Genomic DNA, 20,122 nt, shown 5'->3' on the forward strand with positions numbered 1-20,122 from the left:
CCCTCTCCCCCTGAGGGGAGAGGGAGAAACAGCCGTCGTCATGGCAGACGATTTTGGCCTGTTCTTTCGGCTTCGGCCAATGCTACCTCCGGGCGCACCCGGAACGCCGCCCGGTAGCGCTCCGGCGTGGTCTGCACATGACGCTGGAACGCCTGCCGCATTACATCGGCGTTGGCAAATCCCGTCGCGTGGGCGATGCCATCCAGGCGTCGCCCGTCTTCCTCCAGCATCCTGCGCACCGCTTCCACGCGTAGCCGCTCCACGTAGCGCGCCGGCGTCTCGCCGACCTGCCGCGCGAACACGCGCGCGAAGTTGCGCGGGCTCATCGCTACGCGCTCGGCCAGCACCTGCACCGAGAGGTCGCGCGCCAGGTGCTCCGCCATCCAGGCCTGCAATTCACGCAACTCGGGGCTTTGCGCGCTCTGCGCCTGCAGCAGCGTGGAGAACTGGGCCTGGCTGCCGGGGCGGCGCAGGAACAGCACCAGTTCGCGCGCCACGGCGAGCGAGGCGGCATGGCCGAGATCGTCCTCGACCAACGCCAGCGCCAGGTCCATGCCCGCGGTAACGCCGGCCGAGGTGTACAGGTCGCCCGCGCGGATCCAGATCGGGTCCGGATCCACCTGGACCCGCGGATGGCGCTCGGCCAGCCGCGCGGCGTGGCGCCAGTGCGTGGTGGCGCGATGGCTGTCCAGCAACCCGGTGCGCGCCAGCACGAACGCGCCGGTGCAGACCGCGCCAAGGCGGCGCACGTGAGGCGCCTGCTCGCGGAGCCAGCCGATCAGGCGTGCGTCATCGGCGGCCGCAGCGTGGCCCGAGCCACCGGCAATCAGCAAGGTATCGATGGGCCCGGGCAGCATGTCGCCGATGCGGTGGTACGGTGCGTCGGCCAGCAGCCGGATGCCGCTTTCGGTGCACACCAGGCCATCGTCGCGCACGCTGGCGACGCGGATGTCGTAGGCGGGCGAGGTCGTGCCGGGGAGCCGGTTGGCATGGCCGAAAACCGCGCTGGGCCCGGTCACGTCGAGCTCCTGCGCGGGGTCCGGCGCGACGAGTACGACGATGCGCGGCGGATCATTCGGCAAGGGATGGCTGGCAGGCATGGACGGTGACTCAGGGCGAGAATATGAGTGCGCGAATGCGGTTGCCGCCGATCATACCGGCGCCGGCCCTTATCCGGCCAGCACCGCCGCGCGCGGTGTGCTGCGCTGCCAGCCCAGCGTGACCAGCAGTGCCACCGCCAGTGCCGGCAGCACGGCGAGGTTGACCGCCTGCCAGCCGTAGCGGTACAGCACCTGCCCGGCCGCGAGCGTGGCCAGCGCGGTCAGCGAGGCGGCGGAGAATTCGGCCAGTGCCTGGGTACGCGCGCGCTCGGCGGGCCGGTAGCTCTGCGTGAGCAACGTGGTGCCGCCGACAAACATGAAATTCCAGCCGACGCCCAGGCACAGCAAGGCGACATAGAAGGCCGGCAGCGCCGTCGATGCCAGGGCCACGAGCGAACCCATCGCAGCGAGCGCGATGCCGCACATCAGCATCGGCCCGCGCCCAAAGCGCTGCGGCAGCCAGCCCGAGAAAAACGACGGCGCGTACATGCCCACCAGGTGCCACTCGATGATCTGCGCGCCCTGCGTGATCGTATGGCTGCACGCCACCGCGGCGATCGGCGTGGCGGTCATCACGAACATCATCACCGCGTTGCCGATGCCGTTGTTGGCGAACGCCGCCAGGAACACCGGCTGGCGCGCGATCTCGGCGAGCGGGCGCGCCGGCAGCGCGGCGGCGCCGTGATCGGCCGAGGCGGCAGCGGCGTGTGGTTGCGGCTCCCGATAGCCAAACGCCAGCAGCAAGACCGTGGCCATCCCGAACAGCGCGACCACCGCATACGATCCGGCGAAGGGCTGTGCCACCATCAGGTCGCTGCTCCACGCGGCAATGGCCGGCCCGCACACAGCGGCCACCACGCCGCCGGTGAGCACGGTGGAAATCGCGCGCGGCTTATCCACAGGCGCGGCGGCGTCCGCGGCGGCCAACCGGTAGAAACGCGCGAACGCCTGGAACATGCCGACCAGCGCCGTGCCCACGCAGAACGCCACGAAGTCATGGTGAGCGATGGCCCACACCGACACCAGCCCGCCCGCGCAGCACGCCAGCCCGCCGAGGGAAAAGCGATGCGGCGCCCCAGCCGTTCGATCAGGAAGGCGGCCGCGATGGCGGTGAGCGCCGACGCCACCGTGATCAGCGCAAACGGCAGCGTGGCCAGCGCCTTGTCGGGCGCGAGCGTGTAGCCGACCAGCCCGGTCAGGGTCAGGTCGACCGACAGGGCCGAGGTGAACAGGGCCTGGCAGATTGCCAGGACCCGGGCTTGGGACATCGCGGGACGTGCCATCGGGCGCTCCGGTGAGAAGAGGCGGGGATGACACCGAGCGTACGAAAAGCGGGACCATGGCGGCTGACAATGATCCGCAGAATCCTGCCAACCGGCTCCTGGCTGGGCTAGTTGAACACGTCCTGGCGGTAATGCCCCTGCGCCACCATGCCCGCCAGCCAGTCGGAAGCTGCCGCCTCGCTCATGCCGCCCTGCTGCGCCGCGATCTCGATCAGCGTGCGCCGCACCGCCGGCGCCATCTGCCGCCCGTCGCCGCACACATAGAGCGTGGCGCCGTCCTGCAGCAGCGTCCACACGGCTTCGCGATCGCGCCAAAGCAGATGCTGCACATAGCGCTGGTCGGGGGCAGCGGTAGTGGAGTAAGCCGAATGCGCCTGCACCACGCCCTCGGCCTGCCAGCGCGCCACATCAGCGCGGTAGAGCCAGTCGTGCTCCGGATGGCGGCAGCCGTAATAGAACTGGCTGGCGGCTACCGCCTGGCCGGCTGCCTTCTGCGCCGCGCGCTCTTCCAGGAAGCCGCGGAACGGCGCGATGCCCGTGCCAGGCCCGACCAGGATCATCGGCCGCGCCGGATCGGGATCGGGCGCGAAGGCCGGATTGGGCGTGCGGATCGCCGCCGCCACCACGGCGCCCGGCGCGAGCCCATGCAGCCAGGTGGATGCCACGCCACGGAACATCCCACGGCCAGAGAACGCCGGCGACCACACGGTGCCGACCGTGATCGTCGCCACGTCCGGTGTGACCGCAGGCGATGAAGCGATGGAATAGAAGCGCGGGCGCATCGGCACCGTGCAGGCCAGCAGGCCCGGCAGCGTGAGCTCAATGGCTGGGTGGCTCACCAGCACATCCACCAGCCCCAGCCGCTGCGATGCCACGCGCGCCGCGTAGCCGTCTTGCGCGTGGTCCGAGCCGAGCCGCTCCAGCGCCGCGCGCGTGAACGGGCAGCGCGTGTATTGCAGCAGCGTGCGCAGCGTCTGGCGCGACACCACATCTTGCAGCTCGATGAAATGCGTCAGCAGCTCGCGCACCGGCAGTGCCTCGTCCAGCGGCAGGCCGCGCGCGGCGGATGCATGCACGGCCGACAACGTCACCATGGCCTCGGGATCGAGATCGAGCCGCTCGCACAGGTCCCGCACGGTGGCGGGATGGTTCTGCGGATACACCGCAAGATGATCGCCGGTGGCGTAGCTGGCACCCGCCGGCAGGCGCAACTGGATGTCGCGCGTGGAGGTGCGCGGCGCTTCCAGCGTGAAGTCCCACAGACCCGCCGGATCGTTGACCAGCTCCGTGTTGGCCAGCACGGTGAAGGCTTGCGTCGACGGCGGCAGCGTGCTGGCGCGGATGGTGGCGATATCGCGCAGCCGCACCTCGATCTGGCTGGCGCCCGCCGCATCGGGTGCGGCGCCCCGCTCCACGCGCAGCGCCTGCAGCGATTGCCACAGCGCGGCGAGCCACGACTCCGCGGCCTGGTCGAAGTCGCCATTGCCATCCGCCTCGCCGCGCGCGAGCAAAGGCACCGCGCCAGCCCCGCTGAAAAATTCATGCAGGCGCTTGGGAAATGCCTGGTACGTGGCCCATTGCGAATTGCCGCAGCCGAGGAGCGCAAAGCGCAGGCTTTCGGCGCGATAGCCAGCGCCGTCGCTGCCGTCGAGCATGGCTTCGAAACGCCGCGCTGAATCGGGTGCGCGCCCGTTGTAGGTGGCCGCCACGATCACGGCGAGCCCGTCGGTGGGCAGCGCCCCCACCGCTTCGTCAAGGTCGCGCAGCGTGGCGGCAAAGCCGGCCGCCAGCGCGCCGGCATGGATCTGCTCGGCCAGCTCGCGCGCGGTGCCCAGGCTGGAGCCGCACAGCACGGCGAGGGGCTGGCCATTGCCGCGCACCGCCGGGGGTTGCGATTGCACGCTGGCAGCATCGGCCGCAGCCGCAGCGACGATGCGCTCATGCGCGCGGCGGCGGCGCGCGCGCAGCGTGAACGCATCCGGCTTCAGGGTCAGCGTTTCCTTGATACGGAACTGGTAATCGTGCGGGTCGCTGAACTGGAAGTTGCGCAGCATCAGGGCCAGCGCGAGCTTGGCTTCGGTCAGCGCGAACTGGCGGCCGATGCAGGCGCGCTCGCCATTGCCGAACGGCTTGTAGGCGTGGGGATGGATCCTGGCCTCGTTCTCGGGCAGGAAGCGGTCGATGTCGAAGGTCTCCGGATCGGCCCACACTTTCGGGTCGCGGTGCAGCGCGGTGAGCACCACCGAGACGCGGCGATCCTTGGCGATCAGGTAGCGCCCGCCGATCACCGTGTCCTCGAACGGTGCCACTGCAAAGGCAGGCGCCGTGGGCCACAGGCGCAGCGTTTCCTTGAGCACGCGGTCGATCACCTGCAGCTTCGCCAGGTCGGCATAGACCGGCGGCGCGTCGCCCGGCAGCACCGCGTCCACCTCGGCATAGGCTTGCGCCAGCACGCCGGGATGGCGCAGCAGCTCATACAGCGCGAAGGTCAGCAAGCCGCTAGTGGTCTCGTGCCCCGCGATCAGGAAAGTGATGACCTGGTTGCGGATATTGACGTCGTCCAGGCGCTGGTCGGTGTCGGGGTCGCGCGCCTCCAGCATCAGGTTGAGCAGGTCGTGCGCGGGCGGCTGTCCGGCGTCCTTCCCTGCCGCGGCGCGGCGCTGCCGCACCACGTCGTCCACCAGTTCGCGCATGTACTGGATATCGTCGGCGAACTTGCGGTGCGCCTTGTGCATGAACTTGTCCTGCAGCGCAAAGCGCGTTAGCTTGCCCATGGCTTCCTCGAGCGCGCCGACCATCGCGTCGATAAAGGGATGCAGCTGCTCGCGCGAGAACGAATCGAAATCATAGCCGAAACCCGACAGCGCGATGGTGTCCAGCGTGAGCCGGGTCATGTCGTCGGCGATCGGGATGTCGGTGTCGGCGCCCTGGCGGTCCCACTTGTCGACCAGCCGGTTGGCCACGCGCAGCATCACGTCGAAGTAGCCCTTCATGGCGCGCTGGCTGAAGGCGGGCATCAGGATGCGGTGCGCGCGCCCCCAGTTCTCTTCTTCGGCGTGCGCGGTGAACAGGCCGTCGCCGGCCAGGTCGCGCAGGTACGACAGCGGCGGCCCGACGATCTTGCGAAAGTGCTGCCCATCCGACAGCTCGCCCACCAGCGCGGCGTCGCTCACGAACGCCACGCGGCGCCCGGCGAAATCGAGCTCGAAGATGCCATCGAAGGCGCGGCTGCGCGCCAGCAGATGCTGCCCGACCTTGCCCGGCGTGACCTGCAGCAGGTTGCCGACCAGTGGCCAGCCCGGGTCGCGCGGGATCGGTTCGAGCTTGCGTGCGGGCTGCGCAGCCGGCATGGTTGCGGCCGGAGCGGCGGAGGCGGGAGTGGAGACGCGCTGCATATTCAGGTCACCAGATGGTAGTCGGCGGGCGAAACGCCTGGGTTGGGCCAAGGGGCTCAGGGGCCGCCTTGTGTCTCTTGTTCGTTTTTCTGTTTTCTGCCGGGTGCATGGCTATCCCCTGCAAGCCGACGTAGACAACCGTCTACTTTTGCAGCAAAGTAGACGAATGTAGACCGAGTGTCAATTCCAAACCGGATTCACTCACGCCGGCGTATCCCGGCTTCAACTTTTGCCTGACACCATGGAAGACGTTGCCGGCGGCAAACGCAAACTGATCGACGCAGCGCTGCGCCTGGCCGCAGCCAGGCGCAGCTTCGCCGGCCTCGGCCTGCGGGAGCTGGCGCGCGAGGCGGGGCTGAACCCCAACACTTTCTATCGCCACTTCCGCGACATGGAGGACCTGGCGCTGACCGCCGTGGCCGAGGTCGGCAACGAGTTGCGTCCCATGCTGCGCGCGGTGCGCTGGGCCGTGGCGCACGACAACCCCGGAGAGGTCGCCACCCGCGCCTGCGATGCCTTCTTCGCTTACGCCGATGCCCATCCGGACGCCTTCTTTGTCGGCGTGTGCGGCAGCACCGGCCCGCAGCCCGCGCTGCGCCAAGCCGTGCGCCAGGTGCTGGCGGATATCGCCGGCGAGATGGCGGAAGACATCGAACGGCTGGAGCTCTGCCCGGGGCTGTCGCGCCCCATCATCGACGACCTCTGTGGCTACGTGGTGTCCTACCTGTTCCACCTGTCGACGGACTACCTCGAAGATAACGCCAAGGGACGCCGCCTGCGCATCCAGCAATCCAAGCAGCTGATCAGCTGGCTGCTGCGCGGCGCAGCCGAACAACAGCGGGCGCAGGATCAACCGGCCCCCGTACCCGCACCTGCGCGCAAGCGCAAGCCGACGGAGCGCCGGCCGCACTGAGCGCGGCAAGCCACACCCAGTCCTGACCACCAAGCGAGGAGACCGATGAGCCTGCAGAACCTGTTGCTGTCTTATGGACTGAGAAAGCGCCTGAAGCGCGGCGCACCACCCGAGCACATCGACGTGGCCGGCACCCGCCGCGCGATGGCGCAGTTCGGGCAGAACGCGCGCGTGCCCGCGGGCTGGCGCATCGAGCGCTCCGAGGATCCCGCGCTGCCGGGGAGTGGACGCGGCGCGAAGGCGGCAACGCAACGGCGGATGTTCCCACGATCTTCTACCTGCACGGCGGCGGCTACTACTTCTGCACGCCCCAGACGCATCGCCCGCTCACGCTGGCACTGGCACGCAAGGCCGGCATGCCCGCGTTTTCGCTGGATTACCGGCTCGCGCCCGAGCACCCTTTCCCCGCCGCGCTGGACGATACGGTCGACGCCTACGTCGCGCTGCTCGCGCTCGGCATCTCGCCAGGCCATATCGTCATTGCGGGCGACTCCGCCGGCGGCGGGCTGGCGCTGGCCACGCTGCTCGCGTTACAAGCGCGCCACATGGCCCTGCCCGCCGGCGCGCTGCTGTTCTCGCCGTGGACCGACCTGGCGGCCACGGGTGAAACCTTGCGCAGCAACGATCGCCACGACGTCATGTTCCACGGCGACTCGATCTCCCGCGTCGCGCGCCTGTACCTGGGCGACACCGTTGCCACGGAGCCGCTGGCATCGCCGCTCTACGCGGACCCGGAAGCGCTGGCCGCGCTGCCGCCGCTCTATGTGCAGGCCAGCGACAAGGAAGTGCTGCTCGACGATTCGCGCCGGCTGGTGGAACGCGCCAAGGCGGCGGGCGGCGACGCCGAGCTGCATATCTGGCGCGGGGTGCCGCACGTGTGGCAGCTCTACCATCCTTTCCTGCCGGAAGCGCGCCGCGCGCTGGCCGATGCGGCTGCGTTTGCCACGCGGGTGACAAGCGGCTGAACGCCTGCCTTGTCTGGTTTCCTCGGTATTTTCCCTGAGCCAGCCGCGCAACGGCGGGAAAGCTGGATGAAGGCTTGCCAAGCCTACGATGCAGGGGCTGGCTCATGGCCGTGACACGTGTCCGGCCCGCGAGCAGCCTGAATCATCGACAAGACTAGCGAGCCCCGAGGAGATCAACTTGAAAACCAAAACCACAGCCCTCGCGCTGGCGATCGGCGCGGCCTTTGCCGGCCACGCCAACGCGCAATCGAACGTGACGCTCTACGGCCTCATCGACACCACCATCAGCACCATCAGCAACGCCAATGCAAAAGGCGATCGCCTCACCGGCTACCACCAGCCCGCCTGGTTCAGCGGCAACCGCTGGGGCCTGACCGGCGCGGAAGACATTGGCTTTGGCACCAAGGTGATCTTCAAGCTGGAGAGCGAATTCCAGAGCTACAACGGCGCGATGGACACCCCCGGCGTGCTGTTCAACCGTGACGCCTGGGTCGGCATCAACAGCGATGTCTTCGGCAAGCTGACCTTCGGCCGCCAGAATGCGCTCGGGCGCGACCCGATGGCCTCCGGCCTCTATGGCGATCCCTACGGCCCGGCGGCCATCACCACGGAAGAAGGCGGCTACACCAACAACAACAACTTCAAGCAGCTGGTGTTCTACGCAGGCAGCGCCACCGGCACCCGCATGGACAATGGCGTGGTGTGGAAGAAGCTGTTCGACAACGGCCTGACCGCCGGCGCGGGTTACCAGTTCGGCGAAGTGCCGGGCGCGCCGTCGCGCAACACCACGGAAACAGTCACCCTGGGCTACAACGGCGGCAATTTCCACGTCTCGAGCTTCTTCACGCAGGCCAACGTGAATGGCCAGCGCAACCGTACCTATTCGGCTGGCGGCAACTATGTGTGGGGCATCGTGCGCGCCAGCGCGGGCTATTTCCACTACACCGCGGAGCAGGGCGCGCTGGGCCAGCGCAAGGACGACGCCTACACCGTGTCGCTCAAGGTCGATCCGGCAGGCGCCTTCGACTATGAGATCGGCTACCAGATGATGAAGGCCGGCCACGCCGCCCTGAATGCCGATGGCTTCACGATCAACGCTTACGGCAACACCGCTAGTTCGACCGCAACCGACAGCGGCCGCAAGAACACGGTGTACGGCTCGATCTTCTACCACTTCTCGAAGCGCACCGAGGTCTACCTGGCGGCCGACTACATGTTCCTGCAGCACGGCTATCACGCCGCGCAGTCGAACGGCTTCGCGCACCAGAGCGAGTTCGCCGTGGGTATGCGCACGCGCTTCTGATCCCGTTGCATCGGCCCCGTGCCTCGCGGCGCGGGCCTGGCTCCGAACTTTCCTTGTCCCGGCCACAAGCCGGGTTTTTTCGTTCTGGCGGCTTCGTTCCGTGCTTCAGGTTTGCCGCCGTCGCCCACTTGTGGGAGATGGGCCGGGGGAGAGGGTGGGCGCTGGTTATGCCTGCGTGCTGGAAAACACCATGGGCTCCGCTTCCGGTGGCTCCTTGCTAAGCCACCCCTCTCCCCAGCCCTCTCCCCTGAGGGGAGAGGGAGCGACAGCCGTCGTCATGGCGGGCGGTGTTGGCCCATCGGTCGGCTTCGTTCATTGCCACTGGTCTGCTCCCTCTCCCCCTGCCCCTGAGGGGAGAGGGAGCGACAGCCGTCGTCATGGCATGCGGTGTTGGCCCATCCGTCGGCTCCGTTCATTGCCACTGGTCTGCTCCCCTCTCCCACTTGTGGGAGAGGGGCCGGGGAGAGGGCGGGCGCTCGCAGGAAGTCCGGCGAACCAAGTAAAGGCCCACGCCGACGGAGAGTCGGCGTGGGCAAGGGAGATAGCGTCCCGGCGCGTGCGTAGCGCTATTGCGGCGCGCCGCGAAACAAAGCTCAGGCCAGGTTGCCCGGCTTCCATTTGAGCAGGCGGTTTTCCAGCGTGGTCAGCAGGAAATCCGCGGCGAGCGCCACCACGGCCAGCACGATCATGGCGGCGAATACGCCGCTGGCATTGAACGCGCCCTGCGCGGTGGCGATCAGCAGGCCAATGCCCTGCTTGGAACCCAGGAACTCGCCCACCACGGCACCTACCAGCGCGAAGCCAAAGCTGACGTGCAGGCTGGCCAGGATCCAGCTCAATGCCGACGGCACCACCACGGCAAAGGTCAGTTGCCGTTTGGAGGCGCCGAGGATCTGCGCATTGGCGATCAGGTAGCGGTCGGCTTCGCGCACGCCCTGGAAGGCATTGCCGAACACCACGAAGAACACCATCACCACCGCCAGCGCCACCTTGGAGGCCATGCCCAGGCCCAGCGCGATCACGAAGATCGAGCCCAGCACCACGCGCGGGATGGAGTTGGCAATCTGGATGTAGATGCTGAACACATCGGCCAGCAGCTTGTTGCGCCCGAGCACGATGCCGCAGATCACGCCGGCAACCGAGCCGATCAGGAAGCCCAGCCCAGTCTCCTCCAGCGTGACCGCCACCTGCTCCAGCAACGGGCCCTGCGAGGTACCGTTGACGAACCAGTCGTAGATCTGCTCTGCAATCAGCGAGGGCATGGAGAAGAAGAACGGGTCGATCCAGTGCAGCCGGCCCGCCAGCTCCCAGCCGCCCAGCGCCACCACCAGCAAGGCGATGCGCAGGGTGATGATCAGTTGGCGGCGCCGGCGCATGGCTAGCCGCGCTTCCCGTTCAAAGGTGTCGAGTTCGTCGGCAAGGGCCGTGTTTGCTTCCATATTCATTGGTATTGGCATTGGCATTGGCATTGGCTACGGTTGGCGGTGCCCCATCAGTCGATGTGGACTTCCTCGCGCAGATCGGCCCAGATCTCGCGCGACAGTTCGACAAAGTGCTTTTCGTAGCGGATCTCCGAAGTCACGCGCGGGCGCGGCAGGTCGATCTCGTAAACACGCTTGAGGGTGGCCGGACGCGCGGTCAGCACGAAGACCCGGTCGGCCATGGCGATGGCTTCTTCCAGGTCGTGCGTGACGAACACCACCGAGCCGGCGTTCTGCGACCAGAGCTGCAGCAACTCGTCCTGCATCAGGGTGCGGGTCTGCATGTCCAGCGCGCTGAATGGCTCGTCCATCAGCAGGATCTGCGGGTTGTTGATGAAGGTCTGCGCCAGCGCCACGCGCTTGCGCATGCCGCCCGACAACTGATGCGGGTAGTGGTTGCTGAACTTGGCCAGCCCGACCTTGCGCACCCATTCTTCGGCAAGGCCATAGGCCTGGTCGCGGCCGGCGCCGCGGAACAGCGGCCCCGCCGCCACGTTGTGCAGCACGGAGCGCCACGGGAAGACCGCGTCGGCCTGGAACACGAAGCCGATGCGAGGATCGATGCCGGTCACTCGGTTGCCCATCAGCCGCACCTCGCCGGTGCTCGGCTTGAGCAAGCCGGTGATCAGGCTCAGCGTGGTCGATTTGCCGCATCCCGTCGGTCCGACGATGGCGACGAACTCGCCCTTGCCCACGCGCATGGAGAAGTCGCGCAGAGCCACGGTGGCAGTGCCGTCGGGCGCGATAAAGCGGCAGGAGACACGCTCGAATTCGATGGCCGGCACGTCTTGCGGTACGGTATTGGTCATGAAGGTTCCTTGCAGTCCGCGCGCGCCGGCGGCGCGGACCGGTTGTTCGCCTGGCGCCTTACTTTGCGACGCGGTCGACGAACTCGTTGGTAAACGTGCGGCCCAGTTCGATGTGCTTGCCCTTGACAGTCGGATCGAACGAGGCGAGCACCTTGAGCACCGTTTCGGGGCCGCCGGCAGGCATCCTGCCGTCGTCCGTGAACATGGGCAGCGAGGCGCCTAGGGCCTTGACGTAGAGCTCGCGGTTATTCCCGTAGTAGTCCTTGGGCATCTTCTGCGCGATCTCCTCGGCGCTGTGGGTCTTGATAAAGCGCATGGTCTTGACGAAGGCACGCGCCAGCTTCTGCACCTGCTCCTTGTGCCCCTCCACCCAGGCGCGCTGCATATAGAGGCTGGAAGCCGGGTAGAGCCCGCCGAGTGCCTGGGTGGTGCCCTCGGCCGTGCGCATGTCGACCAGCACCTGCGCCTCGCCGGTCTTGAGCAATTGCGAGATGGTGGGCTCGGTGGTCATGCCGGCATCGATGCGGCTCTGGCGTATCGCAGCCATGAAACTGTTGTCGGCACCGACCGGCAGTACCGTGTACTGGCTGGGCGCCACACCCGCCTTGAAGGCCAGGTACTGCGTCAGGAAGTTGGTCGACGAGCCCAGGCCGGTCACACCTAGCGTCTTGCCTTTCACGTCGGCCATGCTCTTGATCTGGCCGGCCGCGCGCGTGGCCACCATCTCCACCTCGCCCGGCACCTTGCCGAACACCACCACGGCCTGCACTTCCTTGCCCTTGCTTTGCAGGTCAATGGTGTGATCGTAGAAGCCCACCACGCCCTGCACCGCGCCGGCCAGCAGTTCGTTTTCGGCGTCGACCCCGGCCGGTTGCGAGAGGATCTCGACGTCCAGCCCCTCTTCCTTGAAGTAGCCCAGCTGCTCGGTCAGCCTGGCCGGCAGGTAGATGATCTTGGTCGCGCCGCCCACCATGATCGATAGCTTGCCATCGGCCGCCTGCGCCGTGTGCGCGACCGCAAGTGCTGCAAAGGCAACTGCGAGCGCGCCTTTCCTGTATGCATTCATCTTTGTCTCCCTTGTTTTGCTGGCGCCAGGTCTTGGTGGCCGGGCCATTATTGGGCTCTGGTGATGGGACGCCTCCGCGCTCGCCGAGGCCATAGCGCGGGGTTCGAATCATTCTAGGCAGCGCAAACCTTCACGCAGCTTTCGCCGCATCTCAGGGAATATCCCGATATGGTGCGGTGTCCTGCGGCGGGGCGGGCAGTGGTAAAAGGAGACCCCGGTAACAGTAGGTCCTCACCAGAGCGGTTCATGAAGGTATTGCTGATCGAAGACAACGCTTCGCTCATCCACTGGCTGGCGAGGCTGCTGAAGGAAGAGCGCTTCATGGTCGACACCGCGCTGGACGGCGAGTACGCCGATCAGTTGCTGCAGACGCAGAGCTATGACGTGGTGCTGCTCGACCTGCAGATCCCGCGGCTGGCCGGCAAGAGCGTGTTGCGCCGGCTGCGCTCGCGCCGCAACAACGTGCCGGTGCTGGTGGTGACCGCAAGCGCATCGATCGACGAGAAGGTGGAGTGCCTCGGCCTGGGCGCCGACGACTACCTCGTCAAGCCTTTCGAAGTGCGGGAACTGGTCGCGCGCATCAAAGCCCTGGCCCGGCGGCAGACCGGAGAGAAGCAAGCCGAACTGGTTTGCGGCGACCTCACCTACAACACCGACACGCGGCAGTTCTACGTGGCAGGAGAGCTGCTTTCGTTGCGGCTGAAAGAACACACCGCGCTGGAAATCCTGATGATGCGGCTGGGCAAGACCGTGTCCAAGGCGAGCCTCATGTCAGGCGTTTACTCGCTCGACGAGGAGGCCAGCGAGGACGCCATCGAGATCTATATCCACCGCATCCGCAAAAAGCTCGAGGGCTGCCAGGCCACCATCATGACGCTGCGCGGCCTGGGCTACCTGCTGCAGCAAAAGCAATGATCCACAGCCTGCGGGTACGGTTGCTGCTATGGCTGCTGGTGCCGCTGGCGGCCTTTGTGGGCATCAGCAGCTACGCCGCCTACTTGAGTGCGGCGGATACCGCAAACCGTGTGCAAGACCGTGCGCTGCAGGCTTCGGCCGATGTCATCGCGGGCCACATCGCTTGGGCGGACGGGCGCATCACGGTGCAGGTGCCACCGTCGGCGCTGTCCTTGTTCGACTCGCCCTATGGCGACCACGTTTTCTACAATGTGGTCGACGATCGCGGCCGGATCCTGGCCGGCAATCCGCGGTTCGAGCAACCGCCGATGGCGGGCGCCTCCAGCCCCGTGTTCTACTCTTCGCGTTTTCAGTCGCAGCCGGTGCGGGTAGTGCAAGCCACCCGCACGATGTTCGACTCCGGAGAGGCCCGCAAGGTCACCGTCACCGTGGGCCAGACGCTGATCGGCAACCACGAGCTGGTCCGCAGCCTGCGCATGCCGGCGCTGCTGCGCGAAGTGGTGATGCTGCTGCTGGCAGTGGGACTGGTGATGATCGGGCTCACGGTGGAACTGAGCCCGCTGCTGCGCGTGAAAGACGAAGTGGCGGGACGCGACCCGATGGATCTGGTACCGGTGAGCGCAATCGACCTGCCGCAGGAATTGCGGCCCATTGTCGAGGCGATCAACCAGTGCATCCAGCGCCTGAACGAATATGTGCGCCAGCAAAAGCGCTTTATCGCCGATGCCGCGCACCAGATCCGCACCCCGCTCGCGGTGCTGGGGGCGCAGCTGGAGTTTGCCGCGCGGGTGGACGATGAGGCGAGGCTGCGCGAGATCCTCGGCTCGATGGAGACCAGCACGCAGGCCATGACCAACCTGGCCAACAAGCTGCTGTTGCTGTCGCAGGCCGAAGCCGCGCGCAGTGCCGGTGCCGCGCAACAAGGCGCGGACCTGGTGCCGCTGGTGACCGCCGTGCTGGAAGACATGGTGGTGCTGGCGCAGCGCAAGGGCATCGACCTGGGCGCCGAGCTGGCGGTCGGCAGTGCGCGGGTGGGCGTCAACGAATGGATGATGGCCGCCGTGGTATCCAACCTGGTCGACAACGCGATCCGCTACACGCCGGCGCAAGGCCAGGTCACCGTGGCCCTGACGCTCGAGGCGAAATGCGCCGTCCTCGCGGTGAGCGACAACGGCCCCGGCATTCCCGCCGAAGCGCGGCCCAAGGTATTCGATCGCTTCTATCGCAACGCGCTGCCGAACCAGGAAGGCAGCGGCCTGGGGCTTGCCATCGTCAAGGAGATTGTGCTGACGGCGCAAGGCCAGGTGAGCCTGAGCGCGGGCATCGGCGGGCGCGGCGTCACGCTGACGGTGCGCCTGCCCCTGGCCGCCTGAGTGCCGGTGCCGGACACCGATGTCGGCGCTGAACGTCGCCCTTAGTCCACCACCTTGCCGCGCTGCGCCTTGACCTGGCTGCGCTGGCTCTTGCCTTCGAGGCGCCGCATCTTCGAGCCGAAGGTGGGCCGCGTGGGACGGCGCGTGCGTGGCGGCGTGGCCACGCTGCGCACCAGGTCGTGCAGGCGCTGCACCGCCTCTTCCCGATTCATCTCCAGGCTGCGGTGCTGCTGCGCCTTGATCACCACTACGCCATCGCGCGTGATGCGGTGGTCATGCAGTTGCAGCAGCCGCGCCTTGTGCCCTTCCTCCAGCGAGGAGGCACGGACATCGAAGCGCAGGTGCACCGCGTTGGACACCTTGTTGATGTTCTGCCCGCCGGCGCCTTGCGCGCGGATCGCGGTGATCTCGTATTCGGTGTGGGGGATGGTGATGTCGGGCAGCATGGGTCGCATGATAGCAAGGGCCGGTGCGGCCTGCTCCCATGCGCTAGCCGTGTCCTAGCGGGCCGACGGCAGCTCGCCCCAGGCCACCAGGATTCGCTGGATGCTGCGCGCGTAAGCGTCGCGCTGGCTCGGCGATTCGGAGTGGTAGGCGCCGATGGCGCGCCAGGTGTTGCCATGCTTCACCATCTTTTGCTTTAGCAGCCAGGCGGCGACATAGACGTTGACGCATGAATCGGTCAGCGCTCGGCTCGGCACGCCCTGGCGTGCCAGGTCGCTGAAATGCACCGAGTTGATCTGCAACTGCCCAACGTCGATCGACCCGTTCGCATTGCGGTTCACCGCGGCGGGATTCCCCTTCGATTCGAACCACGCGATGGCGCGCAACACCGAAGGATTGACGCCCTGGTAGGTGCCCGCCTCCTCGAAGCAATCCTGCGCGCGGGCGGCGCCATGAAACAGCAACAGCAACAGCGACAACGCCAGCACGCAGCCGGCCAGCGTGCCGGCTGGCTTCATCTGCGCGTTAGCGGACACGATTGACGCCCTCGCTTGCCAGACGCTGGCGACGATCGTCCACCGGGCCGGGCGGGGACGATTGCTGCAGGGCCTGGTCAAGCTGATGTGCGATCTTGTCCAGGTACGCACGCGAGGCGTCGGAGACCACCAGCCGCACCACGGGCGCGAGGCTCTTGCGTTCCTGCGCGGGCGGCGCTTTCATCCTGGCCCTGGCGGTGTGCCCCACGTGCGGCGCGCTGAGCTCGTCGTTGCCGCTCGCGGGCGGCAACATGGCCAGCGAAGGCAGGGTGGGTAGACCTTGTCCGCCGCAGGCGCGGCTGCGGCTGCGGGTGCGGACAAGGCAGGACGGGCATCGGCGCCAGGCTCGGCGGCAAAGGCCGGCATGGCCAGCGACAGGCTGGCTGCGAACAGGGTGAGGCGGTGCATCGGCTGCGGCTCCTTATTGCGTTATTGCGATTGCGCCGTCTTGATAGTGACGCTGTACGGCTGGCTTGCGCCGGCCGTCAGGTTCTCGAGGTGAACCGCGGCGCTCCGCTGTGCCGGCACGCCTTTCCAGATCGCCTGGTTGAGGTAGGGCAGATCCTGGCCAAGCGCGGTGACGACGATGGTGGCCGGCTGCTTCTGCCGGGCCGCCAGCGCCCCCGCCTTGGCGAGCACGCCCGCGAGTTGCGCATCGCGCGCGCCAAGCGCGTCCGGCGGGATCACAAAGCTAGCAATCACGTTCTCCGGCGCAGGTGCTTGCGCCGCCGTGAAGGCAGGCAGTTGGGCGCAACCTGCCATCACGAGCAGTGCCGCCGCGCCCGGCAGCGCCATCGCCAGGCGCCTTGCCAATGCGCCCGGCAGCCACGAATGAGCAAGTGCCCGGCAGGCACGTTCGCGGGGCAGTTTGTCTGCGATATTGCACATAGAATGGCTTCCCGAGGCGTTTGATGCGGGCCATTTACGCATTGGGCCGAGCGGGCGAAAAGGCGCAATTAAGGGTGAAAAGCGCTTCTGTTTGCTGATTGACAGTCCCTCCCGCCAGGCAGCCGTAAGGCGCGCGGGCGCGACTATGAGCCGGCTATGGCACATTCGCGCAAGACACGTGCTCGACAGGTCGCCCGGTGCAATTTGGAAATGCGCCTTGCGCCACACCGCCCGCGCCGCCGGAAACCACCTGCAGCGGTCCCGCCGCTACCCGGAATGTGCCGAGGCGCGTTGGGGCTGTATCAACGGCACAACGTGCGCACAGGTGACGTTCGAACCAGCGGGACGCTTCTGCCTTTCGCATCATTCGAATGTCATGGGGATTTCATAGTCTCGACAAAGCCATTCGCTGCACGCTCTGCCTTCACTGCGCCTACTGTTACCTTCTGGGGCCCGCACGCGGCAGTGCAGGATTCCGAAGGATTCGCTTTCCCGCTCCATCCTTTCTTGCACGGGGTTGACGCTCATGAAACCGTTGAACATGTCCCTCGCGGCATCGGCAGGAATCACGCTGGCCTTCCTGCTCACCGGCTGCAGCGGCTACGGCGGCGGCACTCCCGGCAGCACCTCCGCCGCGCCCGGGCGCACCATCATCATGGTGTGGGATGGGCTACGGCCCGACGCCATCAATGCCACCGACACGCCAAACCTGTATGCCTTGAAGTCGGCGGGCGTGGAGTTCACGGACAACCACGCCACGTATCCGACCTTCACGATGATGAACGGCGCGTCCTTCGCGACAGGCGTCTTCCCCAGGACGAGCGGATTCTATGGCAACACGTTCTGGACGCCCCCGCAGGGCAGCGCACACACCATCCCTGCCGGCAAGGCCGCCAGCGGAAGCCCGCAAAGCTACACAACGCCGGTGTTTACCGAGGACTACCAGGTCCTCGCCACATTGAATGCCTACTATGGCAGCCAGCTGCTGCTGGTGAAGAGCCTGTTCAAAGCCGCGCAGGATGCCGGCCTGACCACCGCCGCCATCGGCAAGTCCGGTGCCGCCTATATCCAGGACCTGGCGCGGGGCGGTTACTTCGTGGATGAGAACACGGTGATGCCGCGCGGACTGGTGACCGAACTCCAGGCGGCAGGCTATGCGCTGCCGGCCAACACGGTGCATGGCTATGCCGGCACCGACGCCGTCACGCTCGCCGCCGGCAATGGCAGCCCGACGGCCCGCGCCGGGTACGTGACGTTCAACACCTCCCAGTTCGATCCGGCGGGCGCCATCGCGGTCTCGGCGCGCGACTCCGCCGATCGCACCCAGGGGGCGCCGGAGGATGCCGCGAACCAATACATGATGCAGGTCTACACGGGCTACATCCTGCCGAGGAAGAAGCCCGACCTGTCAGTGATCTGGTTCCGCACGCCGGACAATGTGGAACACGGCTACGGCCCGGGCACGGCCAACTACAAAGCGGGCTTGCGCTCGCAGGACGCGCGCCTGGGTGAGCTGATGGCCGCGCTGCGGAACAACCAGCTCGATAGCAGCACGAACCTCGTCGTGGTGTCCGACCACGGCCACAGCAGCGTGTCCGGTCCGGTCTCCGTCTTCCCGTTGCTCGGCATTACCCCTCTGCCAGCAGGCCGAATGGCGCGAACCTTTCGGCGGCTGCCGTCGGCGCGCCGGATCCGGTGCATGGCTATTCGTTCTCGGGGGACGTGCGCTCGGCGGACCTGCTGTGGTATCGCGGCTTCAAGGCCTATGACGGCGCCGGATGCGCCACCTCGGCCATGGCAGGCATCAAGGCCGATGGCACGGCCAGCTATGCGGTGCAGGTGGATGCCACCGGTGCGCTCTGCGGCAAGCCCAACACACCTTACATGGCCATCAGTGCCAACCCGCCCACCGGCACCGCCCCCAGGGCAAGCTTCGCCGTGCCGGCCGCGGGCACGCTGGAACCCGATGGCATCGTGGTCGCCACCAACGGTGGCTCGGACTACTTCTACGTACCAGGGCACGATCAGGCCACGGTCGCCCGCCTGGTGAGGTTCCTGCAGCAGCGCCAGGAATATGGCGCGGTGTTCGTCGACAGCCGCTACCTGGCTACCGGCCTGCGGCCGGCCATCCAGGGCGTGCTGCCCATGTCGATGGTCAACCTGGAAAGCGCTACCCGTCAGGACAATGGCCAGCCCGACGTCGTGGTGAGCTTCAGTTGGGACAGCGCGCAGGCCATACAGGGCGTGCCAGGCATCGAGTTCGAGAGCTTCGCCGGACAACGGGGCATGCACGGCAGCTTCAGCCCCGCGGATGTGCATAACACGCTGATCGCCAAGGGGCCTGCGTTCCAGTCCGGCCTCAGGGTCGCCATCCCGAGCGGCAACGTCGACGTGGCGCCGACCGTGGCCTACCTGCTGGGCCAGTCCCTGCCCAGGGCCGACGGACGCATCCTCAACGAGGCGCTGGTCGCGCCGGCCAGCGCCCGGACGCCGACGGTCGCGGCCTCCGTGATGCATCCGGCCAGCGCTGCCAGCGGACTGCGCTTCGAAACCTTGACCGATCTGACAGGCAGGACCAGGGATAACACGCTCACCGGCGGCTCGTACACCATCAACCTGAACGTCAAGGACCTGTCGGTCGACGGCAAGACCTACCGCTACTTCGATTCCGCGCAGGCGGTCCGCCAGTAGATGCCGAAGATGCGCCCCAGGATGCGGCTACCCACGTTTCCCTGCGCCCTGCTCGTGCTGTCGGGGCGCCATGCGCGGCTCGCCGCGCTCGCAGTAGCATCTGCCTTTGCACTCCCTGTCTGCGCGGCCGACAGCCTGAAGTTTGATCAGGTGTTCGATACCCGGGGAGAGCCCAGTGCTCTTCATTTCCAGGTCAGCTACGCCAGCGCAGGCAGCGAGCACCGGCTGGAAGTCTGGCGTGAAGGCCTGCAGCGCCTGCGCCGGCGCTCCGACCAGGACGTGGACAGCTTCATCACCCGGCCCGCGGGCTCTGCCGAATGGTCGATGTCCGTACTGGACCATCAGCGGAAGATCCACACGCGGATTTCCCGTACCAACTTGTTCCGGCTAGGCAATTTCTCAGACTGGTTCGATCTGGCGCACGGCCTGAAGCGCCCAATGGGGCCATACAGGCTGCGTACCGCGGCCGCGCCCGGGGGCGCGCCAAAGGCGATCGATAGGTGCAACTGGTACGTGCTGGAGGCTGGCGAGGCGGGCAGCGCCGTGTGCTGGAGCGAGCGCTTTTGCCTGCCGTTGCTGATGCTGGACCAGCAAGGCCATGTGATTTGGCGTCTGACCGCCATTGCCATCGGGCCGCTACCGAGTGACGTCTTCGACATCAAGGACGGCGGCTACGTCCTGAATGACGCCAACGCGGACATCGAGCCTGACTGAGCGGTATCTGATTCAACTGGGAATTTTGGTGCGCCCGGCTGGGATCGAACCAGCAACCCCTGCCTTCGGAGGGCAGTACTCTATCCATTGAGCTACGGGCGCACAGGGTATGACGAGGTACAACACGGGCAGCGCGCGAGTGCCGCTGCCGGAAAGTCCGATAGGATACCGTGTTTGGCGGGAGACGTCCACGGCAGGCTGAAAAGTGCGGCCTGATGACGTCTCTTGCAAGCCGCTTTTGCCTCC

16 protein-coding genes, 1 tRNA gene and 2 pseudogenes are annotated in these 20,122 nt (G+C 67.0%); 8 read left to right on the forward strand and 11 right to left on the reverse strand.

The window, feature by feature from the left end:
- Window positions 1–38: 38 nt before the first annotated feature.
- The 3 genes and pseudogenes from OMK73_RS27140 to OMK73_RS27150 form a co-directional block, all read right to left on the reverse strand.
- Window positions 39–1,100, reverse strand: a complete 1,062-nt coding sequence (locus tag OMK73_RS27140; RefSeq protein ID WP_267604724.1) for a GlxA family transcriptional regulator — start codon at window positions 1,098–1,100, stop codon at window positions 39–41.
- Between the two features lie 69 nt (window positions 1,101–1,169).
- Window positions 1,170–2,383 (reverse strand): annotated as a pseudogene (locus OMK73_RS27145) (MFS transporter).
- Window positions 2,384–2,490: 107 nt separating this feature from the next.
- Window positions 2,491–5,733 (reverse strand): bifunctional cytochrome P450/NADPH--P450 reductase, encoded by a 3,243-nt coding sequence (locus OMK73_RS27150; protein ID WP_267604725.1) that lies wholly within the window; start codon window positions 5,731–5,733, stop codon window positions 2,491–2,493.
- Between the two features lie 286 nt (window positions 5,734–6,019).
- Here OMK73_RS27150 and OMK73_RS27155 point away from each other — a divergent pair, with 286 nt between their 5' ends.
- From OMK73_RS27155 to OMK73_RS27165, 3 genes and pseudogenes are all read left to right on the forward strand, one after another.
- Complete coding sequence (locus OMK73_RS27155) at window positions 6,020–6,691, forward strand: TetR family transcriptional regulator (protein ID WP_267604726.1); 672 nt, start codon at window positions 6,020–6,022, stop codon at window positions 6,689–6,691.
- Between the two features lie 45 nt (window positions 6,692–6,736).
- Window positions 6,737–7,656: pseudogene (locus tag OMK73_RS27160) on the forward strand (alpha/beta hydrolase).
- A 178-nt stretch (window positions 7,657–7,834) separates the two neighbouring features.
- A complete protein-coding gene (locus OMK73_RS27165) occupies window positions 7,835–8,959 on the forward strand; it encodes a porin (RefSeq protein WP_267604728.1) in 1,125 nt (374 codons plus the stop codon).
- A gap of 593 nt (window positions 8,960–9,552) precedes the next feature.
- On the opposite strand, the gene OMK73_RS27170 is transcribed toward OMK73_RS27165, so the two are convergent.
- The 3 genes from OMK73_RS27170 to OMK73_RS27180 are packed head-to-tail and all read right to left on the reverse strand — an operon-like array spanning window position 9,553 to window position 12,315.
- Window positions 9,553–10,416, reverse strand: coding sequence for an ABC transporter permease (locus tag OMK73_RS27170; protein WP_267604729.1), 864 nt, complete (start codon window positions 10,414–10,416; stop codon window positions 9,553–9,555).
- 35 nt (window positions 10,417–10,451) lie between these two features.
- Window positions 10,452–11,249, reverse strand: a complete 798-nt coding sequence (locus tag OMK73_RS27175; RefSeq protein ID WP_267604730.1) for an ABC transporter ATP-binding protein — start codon at window positions 11,247–11,249, stop codon at window positions 10,452–10,454.
- Between the two features lie 58 nt (window positions 11,250–11,307).
- Window positions 11,308–12,315: an ABC transporter substrate-binding protein gene (locus OMK73_RS27180; RefSeq protein WP_267604731.1), complete on the reverse strand. Its 1,008-nt coding sequence runs from the start codon at window positions 12,313–12,315 to the stop codon at window positions 11,308–11,310.
- Between the two features lie 246 nt (window positions 12,316–12,561).
- On the opposite strand from OMK73_RS27180, the gene OMK73_RS27185 reads away from it, so the two are divergent.
- Together OMK73_RS27185 and OMK73_RS27190 are read left to right on the forward strand one after the other, a co-directional pair.
- Window positions 12,562–13,230, forward strand: a complete 669-nt coding sequence (locus OMK73_RS27185) for a response regulator (protein WP_267604733.1) — start codon at window positions 12,562–12,564, stop codon at window positions 13,228–13,230.
- Window positions 13,227–14,603: a sensor histidine kinase gene (locus OMK73_RS27190; RefSeq protein WP_267604734.1), complete on the forward strand. Its 1,377-nt coding sequence runs from the start codon at window positions 13,227–13,229 to the stop codon at window positions 14,601–14,603. The genes OMK73_RS27185 and OMK73_RS27190 overlap by 4 nt, the downstream gene beginning before the upstream one ends.
- A 41-nt stretch (window positions 14,604–14,644) precedes the next feature.
- Here OMK73_RS27190 and arfB read toward each other — a convergent pair whose 3' ends face one another.
- The 4 genes from arfB to OMK73_RS27210 form a co-directional block, all read right to left on the reverse strand.
- Entirely contained in the window at window positions 14,645–15,049 is a 405-nt protein-coding gene (gene arfB / locus OMK73_RS27195) for an alternative ribosome rescue aminoacyl-tRNA hydrolase ArfB (protein WP_174426883.1), read from the reverse strand.
- A gap of 54 nt (window positions 15,050–15,103) precedes the next feature.
- Window positions 15,104–15,565 (reverse strand): lytic transglycosylase domain-containing protein, encoded by a 462-nt coding sequence (locus OMK73_RS27200; protein ID WP_420715676.1) that lies wholly within the window; start codon window positions 15,563–15,565, stop codon window positions 15,104–15,106.
- 7 nt (window positions 15,566–15,572) lie between these two features.
- Window positions 15,573–15,836 (reverse strand): hypothetical protein, encoded by a 264-nt coding sequence (locus tag OMK73_RS27205; RefSeq protein WP_267604738.1) that lies wholly within the window; start codon window positions 15,834–15,836, stop codon window positions 15,573–15,575.
- Between the two features lie 176 nt (window positions 15,837–16,012).
- A complete protein-coding gene (locus OMK73_RS27210; RefSeq protein WP_267604739.1) occupies window positions 16,013–16,378 on the reverse strand; it encodes a hypothetical protein in 366 nt (121 codons plus the stop codon).
- A gap of 634 nt (window positions 16,379–17,012) precedes the next feature.
- Here OMK73_RS27210 and OMK73_RS27215 point away from each other — a divergent pair.
- Genes OMK73_RS27215 through OMK73_RS27225 form a run of 3 tightly spaced genes read left to right on the forward strand, consistent with a single transcriptional unit; the run spans window position 17,013 to window position 19,876 of the window.
- The gene (locus OMK73_RS27215; protein WP_267604740.1) at window positions 17,013–18,521 is read left to right on the forward strand and encodes an alkaline phosphatase family protein; all 1,509 of its coding nucleotides are present in this window, start codon (window positions 17,013–17,015) and stop codon (window positions 18,519–18,521) included.
- Complete coding sequence (locus OMK73_RS27220; RefSeq protein WP_267604741.1) at window positions 18,446–19,162, forward strand: hypothetical protein; 717 nt, start codon at window positions 18,446–18,448, stop codon at window positions 19,160–19,162. Before OMK73_RS27215 ends, OMK73_RS27220 begins: the two co-directional genes overlap by 76 nt.
- Complete coding sequence (locus OMK73_RS27225; RefSeq protein ID WP_267604743.1) at window positions 19,163–19,876, forward strand: hypothetical protein; 714 nt, start codon at window positions 19,163–19,165, stop codon at window positions 19,874–19,876. It begins immediately after the preceding gene.
- A gap of 26 nt (window positions 19,877–19,902) precedes the next feature.
- On the opposite strand, the gene OMK73_RS27230 is transcribed toward OMK73_RS27225, so the two are convergent.
- Window positions 19,903–19,978 (reverse strand) — tRNA-Arg (locus tag OMK73_RS27230).
- Window positions 19,979–20,122: the final 144 nt, after the last annotated feature.

This window comes from Cupriavidus sp. D39 (assembly GCF_026627925.1).
Lineage (GTDB): Bacteria > Pseudomonadota > Gammaproteobacteria > Burkholderiales > Burkholderiaceae > Cupriavidus > Cupriavidus ulmosensis.